The organism is Leptolyngbya sp. NK1-12, from assembly GCF_032598965.1.
Classification (GTDB): Bacteria; Cyanobacteriota; Cyanobacteriia; order Elainellales; family Elainellaceae; genus Elainella.
Genome location: NZ_CP053587.1, coordinates 1,028,804 through 1,049,002 on the forward strand (window position 1 = coordinate 1,028,804; position 20,199 = coordinate 1,049,002).

Consider the following 20,199-nt stretch of genomic DNA (forward strand, 5'->3'; position numbering starts at 1 on the left):
GTCTCTCCAGATTGCAAACTGTGAAACAGGAGGAATGAACTTGTGGAAACACCATTCGATCGTTCGGTTGTCACCACCACACAAACACCGAAGGGTATTAGCATCACAACGTCTAAAGAGGGGCGGGATGAAGCTTCGACTGGGTACGCTTGGTGGGCCGGGAATGCTCGCTTCATTAACCTATCGGGACGGTTTTTAGGTGCCCATGTGGCCCATGCGGGACTGGTGGCGTTTTGGGCGGGAGCGATGCTGCTCTATGAAGTGGCCCACTATGTCCCCGAACAGCCGATGTATGAGCAGGGATTTATTCTGATGCCCCACGTGGCTACGTTGGGGATTGGTGTTGGGCATGGCGGCGAGGTTGTTGATACCTTTCCCTTCTTTGCTATTGCGGTCATGCACTTGATTGGTTCGGCGGTGTTGGGCATCGGCGGACTGTATCACTCCCTGCGGGGACCGGCCAAACTCGCTGGTTTTTTTGATTTCGATTGGGCGGATAAAGACAAGGTCACGACCATTCTGGGATTTCATTTGATTGCGCTGGGTGTGGCGGCCTTACTGTTTGTCGGTAAAGCCATGTTTTGGGGCGGTATATACGATACCTGGGCACCTGGGGGTGGAGATGTGCGGCTAGTGTCCCACCCTACTCTAAATCCCTTGCGCATCTTTGGCTATCTGTTCCGCTCACCCTATGGCGAAGGCGGCTGGATCGTCAGCGTTGATAATCTGGAAGACATTGTGGGAGGACATATCTGGGTGGCGATGCTGCTGATTGCTGGCGGTATCTGGCATATTTACACCAAACCCTGGAAATGGACTCATGGTGTGTTTACCTGGTCGGGTGAAGCCTATCTAGCTCAGAGTTTGGGTAACATTTGTGGCCAAGCCTTTATAGCAACGGCCTTTATCTGGTTTAACAACACCGCCTATCCGAGTGAGTTTTACGGTCCTACCATTGCAGAATCGGCTCATGGGCAAATTCTTACCTTTATGGTGCGCGATCTGAGATTAGGAGCGGAGCTGACCTCTCAAGGTCCGACCGGCCTAGGCAAATACTTGCAACGCTCACCTTCAGGAGAAATTATTTTTGGCGGTGAAACCATGCGATTTTGGGATGTGAAAGCGCCCTGGCTCGAACCCCTGCGCGGACCGAACGGATTCGATATTGATAAACTCCAGAATGACATTCAACCTTGGCAAATCCGTACTGCTGCTGAGTACATGACCCATTCACCCGTAGGTTCTCTTAATTCGGTTGGTGGTCTTGCTACGGAAATCAACACCTTCAACTTTGTTGGTCCCCGTACTTGGTTAGCTGCATTTCACTTTATTGTGGCCTTTCTGTTTTTAGTAGGTCACCTCTGGCATGCCGGACGAGCACGAGCCGCCGCCGCTGGATTCGTTCGCGGTATTGATCGCAAGAATGAACCTGTGCTTTCCATGCCCGATCTGGATTAATAACCAGTTGAGTTTAGTAATTCATCGATTGAGCAACAGATAGAGTGCGGGCATCTTGCCCGCCGTCTACAAACCACCTTCGGCAAAACTGACTCCTGACTCCTGACTTCCTGACTCCCGTCGGCTGACGCTCTGGGAAGCCTGACTCCTGACTCCTATTCAACCCCTCCAAACTCATTAGAACCGCCATATATTCTTTTCAACCTATGTTTCGTCTACTCAGCCCTATCGTTGATGCGATTCAACCTTTTTTAACACCCATTTGTTTCGTTTCAGCTTGGCTAATCGTAGCGTTGTTTATTCGCAGTTTCTGGTTGTTAGCTAGAGAAGCCGTCGATCAGTCGAAGAAGATGCACCAGATTCCTTGTTCTAGCTGTCAATTCTTTACTAACAGCCATCATCTGAAATGTACGCTGCATCCTAAATTAGCCTTATCCGAAGCGGCTATTGATTGTCCTGATTACCGTAACAGTAGCCTATACTCCATGTCTACAGATTGATTGCAGTTTTAATCGCTTTTGTTTGCTTGATAGAAACAGGAGATTACCAGAATGGGACTTCCTTGGTATCGCGTCCATACGGTAGTTCTCAACGACCCTGGACGTTTGATCGCAGTTCATTTAATGCACAATGCCCTGTGCGCTGGCTTTGCCGGATCCATGCTGCTGTTTGAGTTAGCCCGTTACGACCCCAGCGATCCGGTTTTGAATCCGATGTGGCGGCAGGGATGTTTTCTGATGCCATTTGTGGCTCGCTTAGGAGTTGTCAACTCCTGGCAAGGGTGGAGTATTACCGGCGAAACGCTCGCCGATCCAGGCTTCTGGACCTTTGAAACGGTGGCTATTGCCCATATCCTGTTTTCAGGACTTGAGTTCTTAGCTGCCGTCTGGCATTGGAACTACTGGAACTTAGCCACGTTTTACGACCGCCGCACCAATGAACCAGTCCTTGATCTGCCGAAAATTTTTGGCATTCATCTGTTGCTGGCTGGATTGGCTTGTTTTGGCTTCGGGGCATTTCACTTAACCGGCATTTTTGGTCCTGGGATGTGGGTGTCGGACCCCTATGGGTTAACCGGACATGTGCAGGGAGTGGCTCCAGTTTGGGATGCCTCTGGGTTTGATCCGCACAATCCCGGCGGAGTTGTCGCCCACCACATTGCGGCTGGTATTGTCGGGATTATTGGCGGTCTGTTTCATATTTTTGTCCGACCGTCCGAGAATCTGTTCCGAGCCTTGCGCATGGGCAACCTGGAAACCGTGTTAGCCAGTGCCCTCGCCACCTTCTTCTTTGCCGGATTCGTGGCGGCTGGCAGCATGTGGTACGGCACGGCCACGACTCCAATCGAGCTATGGGGACCCACCCGTTATCAGTGGGATGACGGCTACTTCCAGACCGAAATTAGTCGGCGGGTTCAGTCCAAACTCGCTGAGGGCAAATCCCTTTCCGAGGCGTGGTCAACCGTTCCAGAAAAGCTGTTGTTCTACGACTATGTTGGCAACAGTCCGGCCAAAGGAGGGTTATTCCGCGTTGGGCGGATGGTGGATGGTGATGGTTTGGCACAACGCTGGCTGGGGCATCCAGTCTTCAAAGATGGCGAAGGACGCGAATTGACCGTGCGGCGGATGCCCAATTTCTTTGAGAATTTTCCGGTTGTGCTCACAGACCAAGATGGCGTTGTCCGAGCCGATATTCCCTTCCGCCGAGCTGAGGCAAAATACAGCTTTGAGCAAACCGGAGTCACCGTCAGCTTCTTTGGCGGTGCTCTGGATGGACAAACCTTTACCGACCCAACGGTCGTCAAAAAATATGCTCGCGCAGCGCAACTGGGCGAACCCTTCCAGTTTGACCAAACCGTTTATAACTCGGATGGCGTGTTCCGCACCAGCAATCGCGGTTGGTTTGCCTTCTTCCATGTTTGCTTCGCGATTGTTTGGTTCTTTGGGCACCTCTGGCACGGCTGTCGCACCCTCTTCCGCGATGTGTTTGCTGGACTTGATCCGGACCTCGATGATGAACAGGTGGAATTTGGTGTCTTCCAGAAAGTGGGCGATGTCACAACCCGCAAGCAGCCTGCATTGCAACCATCGGTTCAAATAACTCAGTAAGGGATGAGTCAGGTAGAGAATGGGATAGTTTCCTGTTCTCTACTTCTCTATTTTCTATTCCAGTTCTTACCTTATCTCATTACCTTATCTCATTACCTTCTCTCAAGAGTTCTCACACTTTGAGCCTGCTGATTCATTAATCTCCCTTCTATTACCACTTTACTCATTTGCCATCAATCTTTCACGATACTATTGTCTAGTGTCTTCTACTCTGACAGCCTATGCCACTCAGTAAATTTCAACCCAAACGTATTGCTCCCATCCAGTATCTCCTTCGTCAATTAAATTCAGATGCCGGTTTAGTTGTCCCTGGTTGGGGAACCGCGCCGTTGATGGCTGCGTTAATTCTGCTGTTCTTTTTCTTTCTTTTAATGATTCTACAGATCTTCAACGAAACAATTCTACTAGATGCTGTTAAACCCGACTGGGCTGCTCTAGCGACCGTACCTGTTGAGCCTCCACCTCCGGCCAATCAGAACTATGTTTCGACTGCCATTGGGGTGTTTCTCGGTTTGCTGGCATTTACAGTGGCCTGTATCGCCTTTATTGCCTATGGTGCGCGAACCTATCCGACTGATAAAGCCTAGTGCTTGATTGCTAGTTTCTGTTTGCCAGTTCCTAATTGGCAGGTTTAGGGAAGGGTTGCAATGTTGCCAGTTATCAGTAGGGGCGGGTTTTGCCTTGCATTTGGGGCAAAGCGACTCACGAATCTGCTAAGCTCGCCCTTACAAGCAGAATGGTAGAATCCGTAGTGTACACACAAATCGAGTTGTTAGGATTCGAGGCGTTTTAGCCCCCTAATCCCCCATAAATGGGGGACTTCCGAACCTGATTTGGTCTAAAGCATGGGAAAAATTGGTTTAATGTTGACTCAAAGTCTCCCATGAATGGGGGATTTAGGCTTCGACGTGAGACTTCGGCGTAAGCTCAGTCGAACGCTCAATCGAACAGGGGCCGAGAGGACTTGTGTAGACACCGTAGCTACCTATTCTGGGGAACTTTCCCGAATCGCCGCTGTTCAAAGTCTTCCACAGTGGGGGATTATAGCCCTGCAGGCATCCCAGAAAATGAGGCGGATCCAGATGACAAGATCCTTTTCAAACAGGTTTTTATGGATCTCCCATCGTGTAAGTAAACCGCGTGAGTACTCACTCATTCTTTTTTAAATTAGGTAATCTAAAATTAAAATTTATTAACTTCTGGGAATTTATGGTGTGTTTATTATAACGATCAGATACTATACGCGAAAAACGTAATATTCCGAAATCTATATATTCCAAAGTTAAAACTCTATTATTTGGCAGTCGGGATTACTGGCATGAAGGTTTTGCTAGTTGAAGATGATGAATGCACGGCAAAAACCCTAGAGACTGCTCTGGCGAGGGAAAATTATGCCATTGATGTGGCTGGTGACGGTGAACTAGGGTGGCGGCTGATCGAGGCGTTTGCTTACGATCTGATTCTGCTGGATGTAATTTTGCCGAAACTAGATGGAATCAGCCTTTGTCGGCAAATTCGGCAGCACAATTACAAAACTCCGGTGCTGCTGCTCACGGCGCAAAACTCCAGTACCGATCGGATTGCTGGATTAGATGCCGGAGCCGATGACTATGTGGTAAAACCGTTTGAACTGCCCGAACTGTTGGCGAGAGTACGGGTGTTATTGCGCCGCGGCAGTTCGTTTGTTTTACCCGTGCTGGAGTGGGATCATCTGCGGCTGGATCTGGCAGCTTGTCAAGTCACCTATGGCGATCAACTCCTGCAGCTAACGCCAAAGGAATATCGCATGCTGGAGCTGTTTTTGCGTCATCCGCAGCGCGTCTTTGCCCGCAGCAGTATTCTGGAGCATCTCTGGGGTAGTGAGGAAATGCCGGGCGAGGATACGGTGACCTCTCACATTAAAGGACTGCGGCAGAAGTTGAAGCAGGCGGGTGCCCCCTTTAATTTCATCGAAACTGTTTACGGCATGGGGTATCGGCTGCGGCAATCTAAATCTGAACCGTCCCAATCTGTTCCTGAAGATTCACAGACTGCGGGGCAAAAGCAAGCGCCGATCATTCTGAATGGCAATGGATTACATAAAAACGGGTCAAGTAAAAATGGATTAAATAAAAATAGTTTGAATCAAGTAGATACTGCTGGAAATACGAATCAGTCAACCGATCAAGCCCTTGCTAACCCAACTCAGATGCAACAGGACTTAGAAACCGGGAGACAAAAACAACAAATCCAAGTTGGCTTGCAGCAGCTCTGGTCAAAGTATGCAGAACATAACTTTAATCGCTTGCGGCTGATCGAGCAGGCGATCGAGGCGCTGCAAACGGGTGAATTATCGGCAGCATTGCACCATCAAGCCTATGTGGCGGCGCATCAGTTAGCTGGAGCCATGGGCATTTTTCAACGTTTGCACGGCTCCCATCTAGCTGCCCAACTGGAGCAGGCGTTTAAATCAGACCAATTGACCCTGAGGGAAAATCACGCGGTGTTGATAGCAATCATCGCTGAGCTGCGTCAAGTGCTGCAAGCTGGGGCACCCCTGCCGGAAGTGGGAACAACCTCGCTGTTGCTGGTAATTGATCACGATCCGACCCTGCTGGAGCAAGTGCGGCAATCGGGACAAGCGATTGTTCTACAGCCATCTGATTTAGCCGCTGTGGCGGACTCCACCCATCTGGCAAAATTGGCTCCGTCCGATCAGCCTGCTACATTTGTGGTCAATCTTTGTTTAGCCGACAACTTAGCAGCCCATCTCGCTGCCTTTCGCCAGTTGACGCACCAGCTTCCACCTACCTCGATTCTGCTGTTCACCGATCAGGTTGACCTCAACTTGCGGGTGCAATTCACTCAGGCAGGCGTGCATGCGGTTTTGCCCAAGTCGTTAGTTGGCCAAATTCTCAGCCTCGCTGGACAGCCCGCCGCACAGCCATCTATCCCCTGGCAAGTGCTGATGGTGGATGATGATCCGCAGATACTGGCTGCGATGCAGACTTGGTTGTCCCCTTGGAATATCCATCTCACAGCGCTGGAGCATGCTAAACAGCTGTGGCAAACCCTGCAAACCTGTGACCCCGATTTGCTGATTCTGGATGTGGAGATGCCCCAAATCAATGGGATTGAGCTGTGCCGAGCCATCCGCAGTGAGCCACGCTGGCAGCAGTTGCCAATTGTATTCCTCACGGTTCATCGCGATTCGGAAACACTACGGCAAATGTTAGAGGTCGGCGCAAATGCATTGATCAATAAACCAATTGGTGAATCATCGGCTCTCTTACCGATCCTGACGCAAATCAAGCGAGCGCAAGTCATGCGTGTGATGCAGTAATGTACCAGTCGCATATGAATTACGGACGAGTTACGGACAGGCAATCTGCCTAATCACCAACCCAGAGGAGGATACAACCCGGAATGCGATCCAGACAGTCGTCCCTAAAGTTATCTGATTACTCAGCGAAAGCCATGCTGGGGAACCGCAACTCGTTTGCACTGTTGTTGCATCGCATCACCCGCCGCATTCGCCAATCGCTAGAGCTAGAGGAAATATTGGCTTCCACGGTGGCTGAGGTGCGCTCTTTTTTGGGAACCGATCGGGTCAAAATTTATCGCTTTCATGGCGACTGCAGTGGGGAAGTGGTGGCCGAAGCGATTCGAGATCAGCGCCTGCCCTCCTTATTGCATCACAATTTTCCAGCTGGAGACATTCCCCGCGAGGCCAGAGAGCTGTTTTTAAGCGTCCGGCAGCGTTCTATCGTCAATGTATCCACGCAGCAGATCGGCATCAGCCCCTTCAAGCCCGGTTCCATGATGGATATCCGCTTTCGCAAAGTCGATCCCTGCCATGTCGAATACCTAACCGCGATGGGGGTCAAGTCTTCTCTCGTTGTGCCCATCCTGGCTGAGGAACGGCTCTGGGGTTTGCTGGTCTCCCACCACGCCACGCCACGTCAGCTAGGCGAACGAGAATTGCACCTCGTCCAGTTAGTTGCCGATCAGTTAGAAATTGCTATTGCCCAATCCAATCTGCTCAGCCAGACCCGCCTGCGTGCCCACCAGGAGCAGACGATTAACCAAATTGCCACTCTGCTGCATGCGGCTCCCCAGATTCCGCTGCAAACCGTCCTAGAGCAAACCGTCATTGCACTCCAGGCCAACGGCGGACGGCTCTATCTCCATTCCCACTTTTCAGACCACAGATCCGGGCAATTCCCGCCCCAACTCTTCACCACCGGCCCCCAACCCCAAATCCCCGCTTCCTGGCTGCAAGACCTGGATACACCCCCAAACCGCAACTCAACCAACCCTCCCTCCCTCCTCATCCCCCCCACCCCATCTTCCTCGTTCGGCGAGGCTCACGAGCCGCCATCTTCCTCGTTCGGCGAGGCTCACGAGCCGCCATCTCCCTCCCCCCACCTCGAACAACACCCCCACTGGCAAACCTGGCTAGAAATGGAGGAACCCGCCCCTGTTTCGAGCAACCTGTGGGCGATTGCTGACCTCTACCGAGCCGTGATGCCATCGGACCTGGCAATCGCCTTTTTAACGGTTCAAATTCGTGGGCTGCTAATTGTGCGACTCTACTATCAGCAACAGTTTTTGGGATACCTGAGTTTATTTCGCGGTGAAATTGATTTTGAACGGATTTGGGCTGGACGGATTGATCGCAATGATCCGCGTCAGTTGCGTCCGCGTCGTTCGTTTGAGACCTGGCGTGAGTTAAAGCAAGGACAATCCCACCCCTGGTCAACTGCCGATCAGGAATTGGTGCGAGCGCTGGCCGATCACTTTGCAATGGCGATTCATCAGCACCTGCTCTATCAGCAAGTCTGTACCCTCAACAGTACCCTGGAGCAGGATATTCAGCAGCGCAAGCAGGCCGAGCAAAAAATCTCTGCTCTGAATGCGGAGTTGGAACAGCGAGTCTTGCAACGCACGGCGGAACTACAGCAGGCTAACAGCGAACTATCGCGGCAGATTGCTGACCGGGAGCGCGCCCTGACTAAATTGCAGCAAACGCAAGCCACCCTAGTTCGCCTGGGGCACCAACTAGAGCTGATTCTCAATTCAGTAGCCGAAGGCATCTATGGCCTCGACACCCAGGGCATCATCACCTTTGCCAATCCAGCCGCTGCCAAACTGCTGGGCTATGAAGTCGAACACCTGATTGGGCAATGGATGCATCAGTTTTTCCACCATGCCAAGCCGGACGGTACGCCGTATTTGGCGGCAGAAAGCCCGATTTATCTGACGATGCACAATGGCACTACCCACCACTGTAGCGAAGATCGGTTTCAGCGAGCCGATGGCACCAGCTTTCCGGTGGAATATGTCAGTAGCCCGATTCGAGAAGCTGACCAGATTGTAGGAGCCGTGGTTTTGTTCAAAGACATTACGGCGCGTCAGCAAGTTGAACAAATGAAAGACGAGTTTGTTTCGATTGTCAGCCATGAGTTGCGCACACCGCTCACCTCAATTCGCAGTACATTGGGGTTACTCGCTAGCGGATGGTTGAACAGCTATCCTGAAAAAAGTCAGCGCATGTTGGAGATTGCTTTTTCTAATACTAATCGCTTGGTGCGGTTGATTAGTGACATCCTCGATATCGAGCGAATCAAATTTGGCAAGATGCCGATGCAAAAGCAGACTTGCAACGCGGCTGACCTGATGCTGCAATCGATCGACGCCATGCGAGCGATGGCTGAGAAGGCAGGCATTCAGCTCTCGGTTGCTCCCATCTCCGTCACCCTCTGGGCCGATCCAGACCGGATTATTCAAACCTTCACCAATCTGCTCAATAACGCCATCAAGTTTTCACCCTCCGGTTCTGTCGTTTCCCTTACTGCGGAGCTACACCAGGCAGAACCAGATTATGTGCTGTTTCGAATTAAAGATCAGGGCGTCGGCATTCCTGCTGACCAACTCGAAGCCATTTTCGACCGATTTCAACAGGTAGATGCATCCAATTCTCGCAGTCAGGGGGGAACGGGACTGGGGTTGACCATTTGTCGCGGCATTGTCCAGCAACACCAGGGGCAGATTTGGGTAGAAAGTAAGCTAGGAGAGGGTAGTACGTTCTGTTTCACCTTACCGTTAGTCACACCCGACCATCATGACTCAACACTATGACTAAACATATTCTGATTATTGAAGATGAGCCAGATATCCGCGAGGCGACCCAACTCTGCCTAGAAGTCGCCAAAGGCTGGAAGGTTTCAACCGCCTGTTCTAGCCAGGAAGGAGTCGAAAAAGCCGTTGCCGAACACCCCGATGCTGTTCTGCTAGACGTGATGATGCCCGATGTGGATGGTTTAGCCACCTTTGCCCAACTGCAAGCCCATCCCAGCACCCAGCATATCCCGGTGATTCTCCTAACGGCTAAGGCCCAACCCGATGAGCAACGCCGCTTTGCCCAACTCAAGGTGGCTGGAGTGATCACAAAACCCTACGATCCATTGACCTTAGCAGACCAAATTGCTGAAGTTTTGGAGATACGGTAAAGGAATGTTCTCTGGCTTCCTCTGTCTAGAATCAACTGTCTAGAATCAACTGTTTAGAATCAATCCTAAATTTACAAATCGAAACAAACAACAATAAATCAAGCCAACGTTAGTTGGATTGTTCACTAAAGATAATTCTATCGTTAGTAGTGACACGCTAAGGGAAAAGCGCGAAATCAAGGTTTTTATGTTCAGCCCAATTCGTAACGTTTTCTAAAACAAATTTTGACCTCCATCAGTTCTTCATCTTTTTCTCCTACGCTTCAAAATGAAGAACTTGACGTTATAGATACGCTCACAACTAGACCCACGACTAGACCGTTTTAGATCGAATTGGCTCAAACAGCGGTTGTACGAAGCAGTAGACTCAGCCGATTGATGGATGAATCGATTTATAAATCGGCAACTCTAAGTGCTTCGCAATCGACACGCTTAATTTATTAAAAGGAGCGACTATTATCATGCTGATCCAGTTTGGTCGAGCCAGCGTCGCTAAGAGCGATCAGCCTGACCAAATCTCCATCGCTGAACAGCCCATCCAACGCCCTAGAATCTCGCCCTGGGAGCAGTTTTGCCGATGGGTTACCAGCACCGAAAATCGCCTCTATATCGGTTGGTTTGGTGTGCTGTTGATCCCCACTATGTTGACTGCTGCTATTACATTTGTAGTTGCCATTATTGCTGCTCCAGCCGTAGACATTAACGGTACCGGAGAAATGCTTTCTGGTTCTCTGTTGGATGGTAATAATATCATTACTGCAGCTGTTGTCCCGACTTCAGCGGCGATTGGGTTACATTTTTATCCTATTTGGGAAGCGAGTTCGCTCAAGGAGTGGCTCACTAATGGTGGCCCCTATCAACTGATTGTTCTCCATTTCTTGATTGGGATTATTTGCTATCAGGATCGGGAATGGGAACTCAGCTATCGCTTAGGAATGCGACCCTGGATTTCTTTGGCTTTTACTGCGCCTGTAGCAGCAACCATGTCGGTTCTACTGATCTATCCGGTTGGACAAGGCAGTTTTTCCGCTGGGATGCCGTTGGGAATCTCAGGTACGTTTAACTTCATGATGACATTCCAGGCGGATCACAATATTTTGATGAATCCGTTTCATCAGTTGGGAGTGATTGGTGTCTTCGGCGGTTCGTTTTTATCTGCCGTGCATGGTTCATTAGTCACGTCTACCCTGTTTCGGACCACGGGTGCTGACCAATCTCCTAATGCTGGATACTATTTGGGACAACGAGAAACGACCTACAGTTTTCCTGCGGCTCAGCGCTTTCAGCAAAAGCTATTTTGGCGGGGCATGAGTTTCCCCAACTCGCGCTCGGTCCACTTTTTCCTAGCCGCCTTGCCCGTCGCGGGAATTTGGTCTGCTGCTCTGGGGGTCGATATAGCAGCCTTCAATTTTGATCGAATTTTTTACCATTCTCCTGTGGTCGATTCAGAGGGGCAGGTGATCCGCACTTGGGCCGACGGCATCCATCAGGCTAATTTGGGCATTGCGGCTTTTAATGATCGAACGATTCACACGTTTCCCAGCATCCTAGAAGCTGAGAATGCGTGGTAAATCGTTTCAAACAAACTGCACCTTCATTGCTTTCTCACCTTCTCACCTTCTCACCTTTGTTTCAATTTCACCTTCTCATGTTTCACCTTTGTCTCATTAAAGGAGCGACTCCATGACCATCACTCCTCCAGAGCAACGGCGAGCCAGAGTCCAAGTGGATAACAATCCTGTTCCTACTTCGTTTGAGAAGTGGGTGCAGCCTGGACATTTTGACCGCACGTTGGCACGGGGACCTAAAACCACAACCTGGATCTGGAATCTCCATGCCGATGCTCATGATTTTGATAGTCACACTAGCGATCTACAAGATATTTCTCGCAAAATCTTCGCGGCTCATTTTGGCCATTTGGCCATCATCTTTATTTGGTTAAGTGGCATGTATTTTCACGGTGCTCGCTTTTCCAACTTTACAGCCTGGATGGCAGACCCACTCCATATCAAACCTAGTGCCCAAGTCGTCTGGAATATTTTTGGCCAAGATATTCTCAATGCCGATGTCGGCGGTGGCTTCCACGGCATCCAAATTACCTCCGGGCTGTTTCAACTTTGGCGAGCTGCTGGGTTCACAAATGAGTTCCAGCTCTTCTGCACGGCCATGGGCGGACTGGTGATGGCAGCCCTGATGCTATTTGCCGGCTGGTTTCACTATCATGTGCGGGCACCCAAATTGGAATGGTTCCAAAATTGGGAGTCCATGATGAACCACCACTTAGCAGGCTTGCTAGGCTGCGGTGCGCTGGGTTGGGCGGGGCATCAGATCCACGTTGCGTTGCCCACAAATAAAATGCTAGATGCGGGCGTGCCGCTCAAGGACATCCCGCTACCGCATGAGTTCATTCTAAATCGGGAGTTGATGGCAAGTCTTTATCCTAGCTTTGCCCAGGGGTTGACTCCTTTCTTTACCCTCAACTGGGGCGCTTATACCGACTTCCTCACCTTCAAGGGTGGCTTGAACCCGGTTACGGGTGGCCTCTGGCTCTCAGATACGGCCCATCACCATCTAGCCATTGCAGTGCTGTTCATCATTGCGGGTCACTTCTACCGCACCAACTGGGGAATTGGGCACAGCTTTAGAGAATTGCTGGATGATGCCCGTACTCCGAAGATGTTCCCCTTGTTCAATTTTATTGGACCGGTAGGCCATCGAGGTCTCGACAAAATCTTTGAGACATCTTGGCACGCCAACCTGGCGATTCACCTGGTGCAGATGGGAACCGCTAGTTTGCTGGTGGCACATCATATGTATGCCATGCCGCCCTATCCCTATCTGGCTACCGACTATGCCACGGTCACTTCGCTATTTACGCATCATGTCTGGATTGCGGGCTTCTGCATTGTTGGAGGAGCGGCTCACGCAGCTATCTTCATGGTGCGAGACTATAACCCGGCAGATCATGTCAACAATGTGCTGGACCGGGTCATCCGTCACCGAGATGCCATCATTTCTCACCTCGCCTGGGTGTGTCAGTTCTTGGGCTTCCACAGCTTCGCTATGTACTGTCATAACGACACGATGCGGGCCTTTGGGCGGCCTCAAGACATGTTCTCGGATACGGGAATTCAGCTTCAGCCCATTTTTGCCCAGTGGATTCAGCAGATCCACACGGCGGCGATCGGTGCGGTTAACCTGCAAGCGGCCCAGCCCCTTGGCAATACATTTGGTGGCCTGCGGAATATTGATCTATCTGGAATTGGCACGACAGCGCCTGGAATTATGAATCCAGTCAGCCATGTCTGGGGAGGTGATATTGTGGCTGTGGGTGGCAAAATAGCCATGATGCCAATTACCTTAGGCACAGCAGATTTCATGATTCATCACATCCATGCCTTTACGATTCACGTCACCGTTCTGGTATTGTTAAAAGGCGTGTTGTTTGCTCGCAGTTCTCGTCTGATTCCCGACAAGGCGAACCTGGGTTTCCGATTCCCCTGCGATGGCCCTGGACGCGGCGGCACTTGCCAAGTTTCGGCATGGGATCATGTTTTCCTAGGATTGTTCTGGATGTATAACTCCCTGTCGATGGTAATTTTCCACTTCTTCTGGAAGATGCAGTCCGATGTCTGGGGGGTCGTGAACGCCGATGGTACCATTTCCCATTTGACGAACGGTAACTTTGCCGTTTCCTCGATTACCAATAACGGCTGGCTACGAGACTTCTTGTGGGCACAGTCGGTGCAGGCGATTGGTTCCTATGGCAGTGCCCTCTCAGCCTATGGATTACTCTTCTTGGGTGGGCACTTTGTGTTTGGCTTTAGTCTGATGTTCCTGTTCAGCGGACGCGGCTATTGGCAAGAGCTGATCGAATCGATTGTCTGGGCACACAATAAACTCCACATCACGCCTGCAATTCAACCTCGCGCTCTGAGCATCGTCCATGGTCGGGCGGTCGGGGTCGCTCATTATCTGTTGGGCGGTATCGTCACGACCTGGGCGTTTTTCTTAGCCCGAATGGCAACGATTGGGTAGATCCGATCCCCCCTAGCCCCCCTTCAAAAGGGCCACCGTGTACACAGATCTCGATCGTGACTCAATGCAAGGGTTTGATCCCCCTAAATCCCCCTTATCAAGGGGGACTTCAATCCCTGGTTGGTATGGGCTGTGCCCAGGCTTCGCCTACAGTTCCCCCCTTTGGGTTAGGGCGGGTAGGGGGGATCTTCGATTTGTGTGTATACCGTAGCTTCAAAAGGAGGAGACCGAGTAAAACCAGTTTGAAGGTCCTCTTTTTATAGGCGTAGCCTTCCCGCAGAGTAAGGGGATTTAGGGGGATCAAGAAATTCAAACCAATATTCCGAGACCTTAGCACCTCAGAATTCAAACTTGCAAAACTATGGCAACCAAATTTCCTAAGTTTAGCCAGGGTCTACAGCAAGACCCAACAACCAGGCGAATATTCTATGCCATGGCTACAGCCCATGACTTTGAAAGTCACGATGGCATGACCGAGGAGAATCTGTATCAAAAGATTTTTGCGTCTCACTTTGGTCATCTTGCCATTATCTTTCTCTGGGCGTCTGGCATTGTCTTTCACGTCGCTTGGCAAGGTAATTACGAATTATGGATCAAAGATCCGCTGCGAATTCGCCCAATTGCCCATGCAATTTGGGATGCGCAGTTTGGTCCATCTGCGATTCAGGCCTTTACGCGAGCCGGAGCCGCCAACCCGGTTGATATCTGCTATTCCGGCGTGTATCACTGGTGGTATACGATTGGGATTCGCACCAATAATGAGTTATACGCTGGTGCATTGTTTTTAATCTTGTTGGCATCGCTGTTTCTCTATGCTGGATGGCTACATCTGCGGCCCCGGTTCCGGCCCAGTTTGAGCTGGTTCAAAAATGCAGAATCGCGGTTGAATCATCACCTGGCTGGATTATTTGGCGTTAGCTCGCTGGCCTGGGCTGGGCATCTGATTCATGTGGCAATTCCCGAATCGCGTGGTCAACATGTCGGCTGGGATAATCTGCTGTTTCACCGTCCCCATCCGGCAGGATTAGGGCCACTCTTCACAGGCAACTGGGGCGCTTATGCTCAAAATCCCGATACGGCCCAGCATGTATTCAGCAGCGCCGATGGAGCGGGAACGGCCATCCTCACTTTCTTGGGTGGTTTCCATCCCCAAACCCAGTCCCTCTGGCTCACCGATATGGCCCATCACCATCTGGCGATTGCGGTGATCTTTATTATCGCGGGACACATGTATCGCACGAACTGGGGTATTGGGCACAACATTCGGGAGATGTTGGATTCCAAAGCCGGTTTGTTTGGGGGCAAGAGCGAAGGTCAGTTCAATTTGCCCCACCAAGGACTGTATGACACCTACAACAACTCACTCCACTTCCAGCTCGCCTTTGCCTTGGCAGCCCTTGGCGTCGCCAGTTCCCTGACGGCCCAGCACATGTACTCGATGCCGCCCTATGCCTTCATCTCCAGGGACTTTACGACGATGGCGGCCCTCTATACCCATCACCAATACATTGCCGGATTTTTGATGGTAGGAGCCTTTGCCCACGGCGCGATTTTCCTGGTGCGCGACTACGATCCGGTGCAAAACAAAGGCAATGTGCTCGATCGGATGTTGCAACATAAAGAGGCGATTATTTCTCACTTGAGCTGGGTATCGCTATTTCTCGGTTTTCACACTTTGGGCTTGTATGTGCATAACGACTGCGAAGTCGCCCTTGGCAGTCCAGAGAAACAGATTTTGATTGAGCCGGTATTTGCCCAATTTATTCAGGCGTCGCACGGCAAGATGCTCTACGGCATCAATACGCTATTGTCCAATCCCGATAGCATTGCCTCAACCGCTTGGCCCAACCATGCTAACGTTTGGCTGCCTGGCTGGCTCGATGCGATCAACACCGGTACCAACTCGCTGTTCTTGACGATTGGCCCCGGCGATTTCTACGTCCACCATGCGATTGCTCTGGGTTTACATGTCACGACCCTGATTCTCGTCAAAGGCGCACTGGATGCCCGTGGCTCCAAGCTAATGCCCGACAAGAAAGACTTCGGCTATTCCTTCCCTTGTGACGGACCCGGGCGCGGCGGCACCTGCGATATCTCAGCCTGGGATTCATTTTATCTCGCCATGTTCTGGATGCTGAATACCCTCGGCTGGGTGACTTTCTACTGGCACTGGAAGCATCTCACCATTTGGCAGGGCAATGTAGCGCAGTTCAACGAAAGCTCCACCTATCTGATGGGCTGGTTCCGCGACTACCTTTGGCTGAATTCGGCCCAGTTGATTAACGGCTACAACCCTTATGGCATGAATGCCTTAGCCGTCTGGTCCTGGATGTTCCTGTTTGGCCATTTGGCGTGGGCTGTTAGCTTTATGTTCCTGATTACCTGGCGGGGCTATTGGCAAGAGCTAATCGAAACGTTGATGTGGGCGCACGAAAATACACCCTTGTCCTTTGGCTATCCCAAAGACAAACCCGTGGCGCTCTCTATCGTTCAGGCTCGTTTAGTCGGCTTGACTCACTTTACGGTCGGCTACATTGCCACCTACGGAGCTTTCCTAATTGCGTCCACGGCGAGTCAGTTTGGCTAGCAACTCACAAATTTAAGTTTTGAGTTTTGAGTTTTAGATTTTGAGTTGAATGACGTAAGGTAAATAACTTTGGATTCCGTAACAATTCAAAACTTAAACCTTAAAATTCAAAACTTTTGAAGGCTTGAGACTCTCCTCGTCTCAGGAGTCCTGGTCAAGAAGTAGTGATCAGGACTTTCCCCCAATCATTCCTTTTAGTGGTTAATACGCTTTTCCGTATTCAGTTCAAAAACTTCATGATTTGATTCATTTGAATATTCAACAGGTCAAGTAACATGGCTACTCAAATCTCTTCTCCTGCTGCTGCCTATGCAGGTGATGATCCAATCCAGCCGGATCACCGCGATGTCTGGCGAGCCAATCTTTCCACTCCAATCAATGACTCTCCAATTGTCAAAGCCTACTTGCGCAACTTACCGGCCTATCGTCCGGGGCTATCTCCCTTTATGCGCGGACTAGAGATTGGCATGGCGCATGGCTATTTTTTGGTTGGACCTGAGGTGGTAGTTGGTCCGCTGCGGGAAACTGCCCATGGCGCAAATCTAAGTGGTTTGATTACTGCAATCTACATTACCGTTTCAGCCTGTCTAGGAATTTCTATTTTCGCGCTAGCCACATTTCAGGGCGATCCGAGAGGAGCCTATAACTCCCATTCTAAGGATGATCTGAGGCCGCTGCGCAAAAAAGAAGATTGGTTTCAGCTTGGTAGCGGGGTGCTGCTTGGCTCGATGGGTGGCGCGGTTTTTGCCTATCTGCTGTTAGAAAACTTCAGCGATCTCGATTCGATTCTGCGCGGTGGTGTCAATGTCAGCCAGTTGTTATTTCCCTGGTTGGGATTAAGCTGATTATCACTTGGTTGCTAAGCAGTAACCATCACCCATCCCTATACCCATCCACCCATCGATTCCTACTATCCACGACCATTTACCGCTCTCGTTAATAATTGTCACTGAATTATCAGTAGATCGGAAATGAATTTATTTTGGTCACCAGACTTGGGTTCGTTCGCGCAGCGTGTGCATAGCACAATACTCCTAAATCTCTAGGGAGATGCGCCTTCGGCGTAGAGGAAGGGAGACTTCAAACCAGGGTTGCACAGTTCCCCCCTTTTATAAGGGGGGCAAGAGCCAAGTCGGTTTTAAGAAACTGCGGTACAGCTCGGTTGCACAGTTCCCCCCTTTTATAAGGGGGGCAAGGGGGGATCTCAACAGGATTTGCGATCTACTGACTATCAATCATCAAACTCAAGTGAGGCATAACGATGGAAACCAATTTAACTGAACTTACCGGTGCCTATGCTGGAGCATGGCTACCTTGGATCATGATTCCGTTGATATTTTATATTTTGCCATTTCCCGTCTTTGCGCTGGTGTTTTTGTGGATTGAGCGGGAAAACGTCGAACAGGAAAACGTCGAGCAGGAAACCTGACGCCAACCCCATTAATAGAAGGAGAAATAGATAGAAGGAGAACAGATGATGCGTCTGCTGCGTATTTTATTTTTACCGATCTTCGTTCTAATTATTTGGTTTAGCACTGTTTCTAATGCAGTGGCTGTGAATACAACCTTGATTCCTTGTAAGGATTCTCCGGCATTTCAACAGCGTCAAAACAGCGCCCCCGACAACTACTACTACACCCGTCCCTTTGAGATTTACTCTTCAGAATTGCTGTGTGGCCCTGATGGATTGCCCCACTTGCCCCTCGACCGACTGGATCGGGCTGTAGATGTTGCGATTCCCTTTGGCATATTTTTCTATGTAGCTGGTTTCATCGGCTGGTCAGGCAGGGCCTATTTACGCGCATCTAACAAAGCCAAGAATCCAGAGGCGCTAGAAATTTTCATCAGTATTCCCCTGGCGATTCAATCCCTCTCGCAGGGACTGCTTTGGCCTGTGTTTGCCCTCAAGGAATTCTTCAGTGGAGAACTGGTTGCTGACGACGAAACGCTTTCGGTCTCGCCGCGCTAAAGTCTGCTCAATTGCGTCGTCCTTTGTTTAACATTCAGGTCAACATTCAGGAGTCAGCGTCATGCAATATCTATCCAAATATCTCACTATGGCTCCAGTACTGGGCATTCTCACTTTTGTAGCAGTCTGGATCTTGTTTATTCAACTCAATCACTTCTTTCCTGGCCTACAGTATGGCACCTATTTTCACTCGGTTCCCTGATCCGGGAAGTTGAGACGAGTGATAACAATGCTCCTTTTCTCGCATGCCCACAGGGTGATAGTCTCCCTTTCTGAGATCCGTAATGGTAACAGATGGGAGATTTTTTTATGGCAGTTGAGCGAAGGGGTAAAGGGGTGAAGGGGTGGATGTTTACTGTGGTTAGTAAAACTGAGGATCAGGCGCGGCTAATCTGGTTTCGGTATGGCGAAAAATTTCATCATGCCGAAATTTTGATTTGATGCGATCAGAATCATTTGGCCCTTCGTCAGCTAGACCAGTGAGGAAGCTTCTATGGCCTCCTGAATTACCTGAAGTCATCAACTAGATGACAGGCTACATAATGTCCGCCTCCAGCATCCTTAAATAGCGGTTCTGGTTCTTGCCGACAGCGGTCAATGGCCACTGGGCAACGGGTATGAAAGCGACAGCCTTGGGGTGGATTGGTTGGGCTAGGCAAATCTCCCTGCAAAACAATGCGCTGACGGGTTGCTTCTAGATCGGGATCGGGGATTGGTACGGCGGATAAAAGCGCCTGAGTGTAGGGATGGAGAGGGGTATTGTACAAAGCATCTCGATTCCCTAACTCAACAATTTTTCCTAGATACATCACTGCGATGCGATCGGAAATATGACGAACTACGCTCAAGTCATGGGCGATGAACAGATAGGTTAATCCAAACTGCTGCTGTAATGCCTGCATGAGGTTAATGACCTGGGCTTGAACTGAGACATCGAGAGCTGCAATTGGTTCATCACACACGATGAAATCTGGCCGAACGGCAAGGGCACGCGCAATCACAATTCGCTGCCGCTGTCCGCCCGAAAACTCATGGGGGTAGCGGTGAACCACCTCTGGACTCAAGCCAACGGTTTGTAAGAGTTGTTGAACCTGGGCTTGCTTGATGGCTCCTGTGGCTAAATCAAAAATTTCTAGCGGTTCACCTACAATATCTCCAATTGTCATGCGTGGATTCAGTGAAGCATAGGGATCTTGGAAAATCATTTGCATATGTCGCCGCATTTGCCGCAGGGATTCACCAGTGAGGTTGGTTAGTTCGGTTTGCTCAAACAAAACCTGACCCTGGGTTGGCCGCAGGAGTTGGAGGATCGCGCGTCCAGTGGTGCTTTTGCCACAGCCCGATTCGCCCACTAGTGCCAGTGTTTCACCTCGCTTGATTTCAAACGATAATCCATCGACAGCCTTGATCCAGCCGACCCGGCGCTGTAACAGCATGCCGCGCATCAAGGGAAAGTGAACCTGCAAGTTCTCGATCTGCAGCAGAGTATCAGTTTGTGGCTGCGTCAGTTGATCGCTGGTCTGAGATGGCATCATAGGGCTAGGGCGC

The 20,199-nt window shown here is 50.4% G+C and carries 15 protein-coding genes; 14 read left to right on the forward strand and 1 reads right to left on the reverse strand.

The window, feature by feature from the left end; genetic code table 11:
- Positions 1–42: 42 nt before the first annotated feature.
- The 14 genes from psbC to HJG54_RS32570 all read left to right on the forward strand — a co-directional run bounded on the left by psbC (position 43) and on the right by HJG54_RS32570 (position 19,092).
- A complete protein-coding gene (psbC, locus tag HJG54_RS32505) occupies positions 43–1,458 on the forward strand; it encodes a photosystem II reaction center protein CP43 (RefSeq protein ID WP_420717414.1) in 1,416 nt (471 codons plus the stop codon).
- Between the two features lie 551 nt (positions 1,459–2,009).
- Positions 2,010–3,566 carry a photosystem II chlorophyll-binding protein CP47 gene (gene psbB / locus HJG54_RS32510; protein ID WP_316435967.1) on the forward strand — a complete coding sequence of 519 codons (1,557 nt, stop codon included), beginning with the start codon at positions 2,010–2,012 and terminating at the stop codon, positions 3,564–3,566.
- 221 nt (positions 3,567–3,787) lie between these two features.
- On the forward strand, positions 3,788–4,153 hold the full coding sequence (gene psbH, locus HJG54_RS35665) for a photosystem II reaction center phosphoprotein PsbH (protein WP_420717415.1): 366 nt from the start codon (positions 3,788–3,790) through the stop codon (positions 4,151–4,153).
- Positions 4,154–4,884: 731 nt separating this feature from the next.
- The gene (locus tag HJG54_RS32520) at positions 4,885–6,888 is read left to right on the forward strand and encodes a response regulator (protein ID WP_316435968.1); all 2,004 of its coding nucleotides are present in this window, start codon (positions 4,885–4,887) and stop codon (positions 6,886–6,888) included.
- Between the two features lie 83 nt (positions 6,889–6,971).
- Entirely contained in the window at positions 6,972–9,686 is a 2,715-nt protein-coding gene (locus tag HJG54_RS32525) for an ATP-binding protein (RefSeq protein ID WP_316435970.1), read from the forward strand.
- Positions 9,683–10,057, forward strand: a complete 375-nt coding sequence (locus tag HJG54_RS32530; RefSeq protein ID WP_036011395.1) for a response regulator — start codon at positions 9,683–9,685, stop codon at positions 10,055–10,057. The genes HJG54_RS32525 and HJG54_RS32530 overlap by 4 nt, the downstream gene beginning before the upstream one ends.
- 461 nt (positions 10,058–10,518) lie before the next feature.
- Positions 10,519–11,628 (forward strand): photosystem II q(b) protein, encoded by a 1,110-nt coding sequence (locus HJG54_RS32535; RefSeq protein WP_316435971.1) that lies wholly within the window; start codon positions 10,519–10,521, stop codon positions 11,626–11,628.
- Positions 11,629–11,740: 112 nt separating this feature from the next.
- The gene (gene psaA / locus HJG54_RS32540; protein WP_316435972.1) at positions 11,741–14,095 is read left to right on the forward strand and encodes a photosystem I core protein PsaA; all 2,355 of its coding nucleotides are present in this window, start codon (positions 11,741–11,743) and stop codon (positions 14,093–14,095) included.
- Between the two features lie 361 nt (positions 14,096–14,456).
- Positions 14,457–16,682, forward strand: coding sequence for a photosystem I core protein PsaB (psaB, locus tag HJG54_RS32545; RefSeq protein ID WP_316435973.1), 2,226 nt, complete (start codon positions 14,457–14,459; stop codon positions 16,680–16,682).
- Between the two features lie 275 nt (positions 16,683–16,957).
- Positions 16,958–17,527 carry a photosystem I reaction center subunit XI gene (locus HJG54_RS32550; protein ID WP_316435975.1) on the forward strand — a complete coding sequence of 190 codons (570 nt, stop codon included), beginning with the start codon at positions 16,958–16,960 and terminating at the stop codon, positions 17,525–17,527.
- A 416-nt stretch (positions 17,528–17,943) separates the two neighbouring features.
- On the forward strand, positions 17,944–18,111 hold the full coding sequence (gene psaI, locus HJG54_RS32555) for a photosystem I reaction center subunit VIII (RefSeq protein ID WP_316435976.1): 168 nt from the start codon (positions 17,944–17,946) through the stop codon (positions 18,109–18,111).
- Positions 18,112–18,156: 45 nt separating this feature from the next.
- Positions 18,157–18,651: a Photosystem I reaction center subunit III gene (locus HJG54_RS32560; RefSeq protein ID WP_316435977.1), complete on the forward strand. Its 495-nt coding sequence runs from the start codon at positions 18,157–18,159 to the stop codon at positions 18,649–18,651.
- 61 nt (positions 18,652–18,712) lie between these two features.
- Positions 18,713–18,853, forward strand: coding sequence for a photosystem I reaction center subunit IX (locus tag HJG54_RS32565; RefSeq protein WP_316435978.1), 141 nt, complete (start codon positions 18,713–18,715; stop codon positions 18,851–18,853).
- A gap of 107 nt (positions 18,854–18,960) precedes the next feature.
- A complete protein-coding gene (locus tag HJG54_RS32570) occupies positions 18,961–19,092 on the forward strand; it encodes a hypothetical protein (RefSeq protein WP_316435979.1) in 132 nt (43 codons plus the stop codon).
- A gap of 65 nt (positions 19,093–19,157) precedes the next feature.
- Here HJG54_RS32570 and HJG54_RS32575 read toward each other — a convergent pair whose 3' ends face one another.
- The gene (locus tag HJG54_RS32575) at positions 19,158–20,186 is read right to left on the reverse strand and encodes a dipeptide ABC transporter ATP-binding protein (RefSeq protein ID WP_316435980.1); all 1,029 of its coding nucleotides are present in this window, start codon (positions 20,184–20,186) and stop codon (positions 19,158–19,160) included.
- Positions 20,187–20,199 lie beyond the last annotated feature (13 nt).

Coding starts and splice junctions, on each gene's coding strand:
- psbB (WP_316435967.1), top strand. CDS start 2,010: ATGGGACTTCCTTGGTATCGCGTCCATACGGTAGTTCTCAACGACCCT.
- psbH (WP_420717415.1), top strand. CDS start 3,788: ATGCCACTCAGTAAATTTCAACCCAAACGTATTGCTCCCATCCAGTAT.
- HJG54_RS32520 (WP_316435968.1), top strand. CDS start 4,885: ATGAAGGTTTTGCTAGTTGAAGATGATGAATGCACGGCAAAAACCCTA.
- HJG54_RS32525 (WP_316435970.1), top strand. CDS start 6,972: ATGCGATCCAGACAGTCGTCCCTAAAGTTATCTGATTACTCAGCGAAA.
- HJG54_RS32530 (WP_036011395.1), top strand. CDS start 9,683: ATGACTAAACATATTCTGATTATTGAAGATGAGCCAGATATCCGCGAG.
- HJG54_RS32535 (WP_316435971.1), top strand. CDS start 10,519: ATGCTGATCCAGTTTGGTCGAGCCAGCGTCGCTAAGAGCGATCAGCCT.
- psaA (WP_316435972.1), top strand. CDS start 11,741: ATGACCATCACTCCTCCAGAGCAACGGCGAGCCAGAGTCCAAGTGGAT.
- psaB (WP_316435973.1), top strand. CDS start 14,457: ATGGCAACCAAATTTCCTAAGTTTAGCCAGGGTCTACAGCAAGACCCA.
- HJG54_RS32550 (WP_316435975.1), top strand. CDS start 16,958: ATGGCTACTCAAATCTCTTCTCCTGCTGCTGCCTATGCAGGTGATGAT.
- psaI (WP_316435976.1), top strand. CDS start 17,944: ATGGAAACCAATTTAACTGAACTTACCGGTGCCTATGCTGGAGCATGG.
- HJG54_RS32560 (WP_316435977.1), top strand. CDS start 18,157: ATGATGCGTCTGCTGCGTATTTTATTTTTACCGATCTTCGTTCTAATT.
- HJG54_RS32565 (WP_316435978.1), top strand. CDS start 18,713: ATGCAATATCTATCCAAATATCTCACTATGGCTCCAGTACTGGGCATT.
- HJG54_RS32570 (WP_316435979.1), top strand. CDS start 18,961: ATGGCAGTTGAGCGAAGGGGTAAAGGGGTGAAGGGGTGGATGTTTACT.
- HJG54_RS32575 (WP_316435980.1), bottom strand. CDS start 20,186: ATGATGCCATCTCAGACCAGCGATCAACTGACGCAGCCACAAACTGAT.